Annotated in this window: 3 protein-coding genes and 1 pseudogene; 2 read left to right on the forward strand and 2 right to left on the reverse strand. The window is 63.1% G+C overall.

Going from position 1 to position 6,345, the window contains the following annotated elements; translation table 11 throughout:
- Positions 1-9: 9 nt before the first annotated feature.
- Positions 10-3,835 (forward strand): annotated as a pseudogene (gene hrpA / locus ACTJGZ_RS10025) (ATP-dependent RNA helicase HrpA).
- Between the two features lie 104 nt (positions 3,836-3,939).
- Positions 3,940-4,632 (forward strand): dienelactone hydrolase family protein, encoded by a 693-nt coding sequence (locus ACTJGZ_RS10030; RefSeq protein ID WP_441662781.1) that lies wholly within the window; start codon positions 3,940-3,942, stop codon positions 4,630-4,632.
- 55 nt (positions 4,633-4,687) lie between these two features.
- On the opposite strand, the gene ACTJGZ_RS10035 is transcribed toward ACTJGZ_RS10030, so the two are convergent.
- Both ACTJGZ_RS10035 and ACTJGZ_RS10040 read right to left on the reverse strand, forming a co-directional pair.
- Positions 4,688-5,614, reverse strand: a complete 927-nt coding sequence (locus ACTJGZ_RS10035) for an AEC family transporter (RefSeq protein ID WP_441662782.1) — start codon at positions 5,612-5,614, stop codon at positions 4,688-4,690.
- Between the two features lie 89 nt (positions 5,615-5,703).
- Positions 5,704-6,345, reverse strand: a 642-nt coding sequence (locus ACTJGZ_RS10040; protein WP_441662783.1) for an aspartyl/asparaginyl beta-hydroxylase domain-containing protein, incomplete at its 5' end; no start/stop codon positions are given.

Genomic DNA, 6,345 nt, shown 5'->3' on the forward strand with positions numbered 1-6,345 from the left:
AGGAGTTCCATGTCAGAGTCATCCGCGCCGGCCAACCGCCGCGCCGCCGCCGCGCCGCCGCGCGTGCTTCCCGTCATCAGTTACCCCGAAGATTTACCCGTCAGCGCCAGGCGCGACGAAATCGCCCGCGCCATTCAGGCGCATCAGGTGGTGATCGTCAGCGGCGAGACAGGCTCGGGGAAAACCACGCAGTTGCCCAAGATCTGCCTGGAAATCGGCCGCGCCGCTGGCCGCAGCATGATAGGCCACACGCAGCCGCGCCGTCTGGCTGCGACCTCCGTGGCCAAGCGCATTGCCGAAGAATTGAATACCCCGCTGGGCGAGCTGGTGGGGTATCAGATTCGCTTCAATGAAAAAGCCGGGCCGGGCGCCGCCATCAAGCTGATGACGGACGGGATTCTGCTGGCGGAGTCACAGCGTGATCCTTTGTTGCGCCGTTACGACACCATCATTATCGACGAGGCGCATGAACGCAGCCTGAATATCGACTTCCTGCTGGGCTATTTGCGGCAGATTCTGCCGCGCCGGCCCGATCTGAAGGTCAGCCACGATTGATGCGGAACGGTTCGCCACGCATTTTGCCGGGGCGGATGGCAAGCCGGCGCCGGTCATCGCCGTGTCGGGACGGCTGTATCCGGTGGAAATCCGCTATCGCCCGGTGCGCGAAGAGCAGGATGCCGACACGGCCGCGCGCCAGACCGGCGCGGGCCGCGGCCGGGAGCGCGAGCGTGATGAAGAGCGCGATCTGGTCGATGCCATTGTGGATGCCGTCGATGAGTGCGCGCGCCTGGGGCCGGGCGATGTGCTGGTATTTCTGCCGGGCGAACGGGAAATCCGCGAAGCCGCGGACGCCTTGGGCCGCAAGGTGCGCGCCGGGACGGAAATCCTGCCTTTGTTTGCGCGTCTTTCGCAGGCGGAGCAGGAAAGCATTTTCCGGCCGCGGGGCAATGCCCGGCGGATCGTGCTGGCGACCAACGTAGCGGAAACCTCGCTCACGGTGCCGGGTATCCGATATGTGGTGGATAGCGGGCTGGCGCGGGTCAAGCGCTATTCCTGGCGCAACAAGGTTGAGCAGCTGCGCATCGAGCCGATCAGCCAGGCATCGGCCAACCAGCGCGCCGGCCGGTGCGGCCGGGTCGGGCCGGGCGTCTGCATCCGGCTCTATGACGAAGGTGATTTCAATTCGCGCGCGCCCTTCACCGACCCGGAAATCCTGCGGTCTTCCCTGGCCGCGGTCATTCTGCGCATGAAGGCGCTGGGCCTGGATGATATTGAAACCTTTCCGTTCGTCGAGCCGCCCACCGGGCGGGCCGTGGCGGATGGCTATCAGCTGCTGCAGGAGCTGGGGGCGCTGGATGACGCCAATACGCTGACGCGCACAGGCCGCGATCTGGCCAAGCTGCCGCTGGACCCGCGTGTCGGGCGCATGATTCTGGCGGCTCGCCATGAGCAGTGCCTGGATGAAATGCTGGTGATTGCCTCTGCGCTGTCGGTGCAGGATCCGCGTGACCGTCCCTTGGCGGAGCGCGAGGCGGCCGAAGCAGCGCAAGCGCGCTTCCAGGATGAAAAGTCCGAATTCGTGTCCTATCTGAAACTGTGGCGCTGGTATGGCGAACAGTCGGGCAGCGGCCTGTCGCAGCGCAAACAGGCGGGCGTGCTGCGCCAGCATTTTCTGTCGCCGCTGCGCATGCGTGAATGGCGTGATGTCCATAGCCAGTTGCTGTCCCTGGTCAAGGAGCATGAATGGCGCATCAATAGCGCCGAGGCCACCTATGAACAGCTGCATCGCGCCTTGCTGGCAGGCTTGCTGGGCAATATCGGCCTGCGCGGCGAGGAAGGCGGGCAGTATCAGGGCGCGCGCGAGATTCGTTTCCAGGTACACCCCGGTTCACGCATGGCGAAGAAGGGCGGGCGCTGGGTGCTGGCCGGTGAACTGGTGGAAACCACGCGGCTGTATGCCCGTTGCGTGGCGCGTATTGAACCGACCTGGGTGGAAGCCGTCGGCAGCCACCTGCTGCGGCGCAGCTGGTCGGATCCGCGCTGGGAGAAAAAATCCGGCCAGGTGGTGGCCAATGAACGCGCCACGCTATACGGCCTGCCCATTTATACGGGCAGGCGTGTTCAGTATGGCCGCGTCAATGCCGAGCATGCGCGCGAGCTCTTCATCCAGCAGGCGCTGGTGACAGGGGAAATCGACACCAAGGCGGATTTTGTTGCGCGCAACCGCAAGTTGATCGCGCAGATTGAGAAACTGGAGCATCAGTCGCGCCGCCCGGACATCCTGGTGGACGATACCTTGATCGCGGCCTTTTACGACCGCTTGCTGCCTGAAGGCATCAGCCAGACCGCCACGCTGGAAAAATGGTATGCGGGCCTGCCGCGTGAGCAGGCCCAGGCCTTGCTGCTGCGGCGCGAGGATCTGATGCGCCATGAAGCGGCCGGCGTGACCACCGACGTTTTTCCCAAGCAGGTGGAGTGGAACGGCGTGACGATGGCGCTGTCGTATCACTTCGAACCCGGTTCGCCCAAGGATGGCGTGACGCTGTCTGTGCCCTTGTTCGCGCTCAACCAGCTGGATGCGCAACGCTGCGAATGGCTGGTGCCAGGCATGCTGAAGGACAAGGCCCATTTGCTGCTGAAATCGCTGCCGCAGAAAATGCGGCGCCATTGCGTGCCTTTGCCCCAGTATGCCGCCGGTTTCTATGAGCGCTGGTTCGATCGTCTGGATCACCCCGGCATGGGGCTGCTCGATGCGCTGGCTGCCGATATGTGGGAGCAGGTCAAGGTGCGGCCCGCGCCCGGGGATTTCAAACTGGAAACCTTGCCGCCGCACCTCTTCATGAATTTTCGTCTGGTCGATGAGCATGGGCGCATGCTGGCGGCGGGGCGGAATCTGGATGCCATACGCGCCGAGCATGGGCGCCAGGCCCAGAATCAATTCCAGCAGGTGGCGGCGCGGGACGCTGGCGTGTCGGAAGCGCTGGCCCATGACGACATCAGCAGCTGGAGTTTCGGCGAGTTGCCGGAGGTGATGGAAATCCGCCGCAAAGGGCAGGCAGTGATTGGCTACCCGGCGCTGGTGGATAACGGCCAGTCTTGCGATCTGGATGTATTCGATGATCCGCAGGAGGCGCGCCGCCGCCATCGCCAGGGCTTGCTGCGCCTGTTCCGCCTGGCCTTGAAGGAGCAGGTGAAGTTCCAGGAAAAGAATCTGCGCGACCTCAACAAAATGGGCATGCTTTACCTGCCGCTGGGCACGGTGGAGGAATTGCGTGATCAGTTGCTGGACGGCGCGCTGTCGCAAGCCTGCCTGGCCGAACCCTGGCCGGTGAATGCCGATGAGTTCGGCAGCCGCGTGACGGAAGGCAAGGGGCGCCTGGGCCTGCTGGCGCAGGAAGTGGGCCGGCTGGTCAATGAGATCCTGACCGAGTGGACCGCCTTGCAGCGCAAACTGCCGCAGGCCAAGGCGCATGCCCAGGCTTACGCCGATTTGCAGCAACAGCAGCAGGCGCTGGTGCACCGCTGGTTCATTCGTGATACACCTTATGCGCAGCTCAAGCATTTTCCGCGCTACCTGAAAGCAGCCGTGGCGCGCATCGACAAACTGCGCGCCGATCCCGCGCGCGATGCCAAACTGCTGGTGGAGTTTGCCACGCTCAATACCTTGTGGCAGCGTGAGCGCGCCGCCCGCAAGGGGGCGCCGGATGCGCGGCTCGATGAGTTCCGCTGGCTGCTGGAAGAGTTGCGCGTGGCCTTGTTTGCCCAGGAGTTGCGCACGCCTATGCCGGTGTCGGTCAAACGCCTGCAAAAGGCCTGGGAGTCATTGCGGCGATGAGGCCGGGTGCAGGCATGGCCTGAGCCGTATGAACATAACCGGTCCCGCCAGGGATCACCGCTGCCGGGCCTTCCCTGTCCGGCAGCAGACGCAAAGGAGAGAAAATGGGCCAGTTCATTCAGATCGACTCAGCAGATGGTTTCCGTTTGCCTGTTTATGAAGCCAGGCCGGCGGGCGCGCCGCGCGGCGCCATCGTGGTGATTCAGGAAATTTTCGGCGTCAATGCCCATATCCAGGCCGTGGCGGACAGCTATGCGCAGGAAGGCTATCTGGCGCTGGCACCGGCGATTTTTGAAAGGATAGAGGCCGGCGTGGACATGGGCTATGCGCCTGAGGACATGAAACGCGGCGTGGCGCTGAAGGCGGCGCTGGAAGGTGTGGTGGCGGCTTCGGCAGGCGATGTGCAGACCGTGATTGATTATGCGGCCCAGGCGGCTGGCGGCAAGGTGGGTATCGTCGGGTTTTGCTATGGCGGCCTGATCGCCTGGCGCGCGGCGGCCAATGCGAACGGGCTGGCCGCCGCGGTGGCCTATTATGGCGGCGGCGTGACGACGCCTGCCGAGGCGGGGCGCACGCCCAAGGTGCCGGTGTTGGCCCATTTTGGCGAACGCGATGCGCATATTTCGCAAGATAGCGTCCAAGCCTTCCGCCAGGCGCAAACCGGGCGTGAGGTCGAGGTGCATGTCTATGCCGCCGATCATGGTTTCAACTGTGATCACCGCGCTGCCTTCGACGCCGATGCCGCCAGGCTGGCCCGCCAGCGCACCCTGGAATTCTTTGCGAATCACCTGGGCTGATAGGCCTGCAAGAGGCAGTCACTGCGGTCGTTTTGCTGCCCGGATGTCCTGGCAGTCAGGCCAATGCCAGTGCTGCCATGACTGCCAGAGGTAACGCCAGGGCGGCCAGGAGGGTCTGAGTGGCGATGATGCCTGCCATTAAAGGCGCATCGCCGCCCAGTTGGCGGGCCATGATGTACGAAGACGATGCCGTGGGCAAGGCCTGGAACATCAGCGCAGCGATGGCTGCGGGGCCTTGCAGACCGAAGAGGCGGCAGGCAGCGAGTGTTGCCAGTGGCAGAAGGATGAACTTGGCCACGGAAGAAAGGGCGACGGGGTGCAGCCAGCTGCGCAAGGTAGAAAAGTCCAGCGCGGCGCCCACGCATAACAGACCCAGTGGCAGTGACGCTTGCCCTAGCGCTTTGAAAACCGGCCCGATGCCGTCTGGCATGCCTATGCCGCTGACATGCAGCACAATGCCGATGAAGCAGCCCACCACCAAGGGATTGGTCAATAGATGACGTAATAAGTGGGCGAGGGAAGGCGCCTGAATATTGCCATAACGGGCGAAGATCAGGACGCACAGGATATTCACGGTCGGCACAATCGTTGCTGTCGCGACGGCTGCCAGTGCGATACCTTGCGTGCCGAACAGGCCGACAGCGACAGAAGCGCCGACGTAGTTGTTAAAGCGCACGCCACCCTGGAAAACTGAGGTAAACGCAGCATCATCGACCGGCATGCGGCGGCGCCACAGAAGGAGCAGCAAAGACACGGCCAGCAATGACACGATCAGGGTCGCGACCATGGCGGCGACCGGCACGCCATCGAGTTGCGCGCTGGCCAGGCCGTGCAGGAACAGGGCGGGCAGCAGGATGTAATAGCCCAGGCGCTCGGCCTGGGGCCAGAAATGCTCCGACAAGAAAGCGCGCTGCCGCAACCACCAGCCCAGCGCGATCAGCAGCGCAATGGGAACGAGTGCCAGCAGCAGTTGGACGATCATGGGCGCGCCTCAAGGAAAAGCGGCAGGCTGATATCAGCCTGCCGCCGCGCTTGTCCCGTGGACAGGGTCAAAGCAGCATCAAAACAGGGTCACAGCAAGATAAAGGCAAGCACGACGAGTACGATCAGGACGTATTTGGTCAGCTTGTAAACCGTGCGGTTCCACTTTTTGAAGGCCTTGCGCTTCTGGTCTATGACCCAGTGGAAATGGGTCAGCTTGTTGATCGCGCCGGTTTTGTCAGTGCTTTCATTGGGGGCGCTGGCCGCCGAAATCGCGACGCGGCCGAACCAGTTATTGAAGGCCTGGGCCCAGCGCCAGCGCATCGGGCGCTCCACATCGCAGAACAGGATGATGCGGTTGCCTTCGCTATCATTGTGCGCGTCGTGGATATAGGTTTCGTCGAACACCGTGCTTTCGCCATCGCGCCAGCTGTAGTGAATGCCATCCACATTGATGTAGCAGCGATCATCATTGGGGGTGGACAGCCCGAGGTGATAGCGCAGCGAACCGGCATACGGGTCGCGGTGCGCATTGAGCTTGCTGCCGGCGGGCAGTTCGGCAAACATCGCGGCCTTGATTTCCGGGATCTCGTTGAGCAGCGCCACGGTGCGCGGGCACAGCTTTTGCGCGGAGGGGTGGCGGGCGTCATACCACTTCAGATAGAAACGCTTCCAGCCTTCCTTGAAAAAGGAGTTGAAACCGATATCGTCATGTTTTTGCGCGGCCTTGAT

It is taken from the genome of Kerstersia sp., assembly GCF_052103615.1.
Lineage (GTDB): Bacteria > Pseudomonadota > Gammaproteobacteria > Burkholderiales > Burkholderiaceae_B > Kerstersia.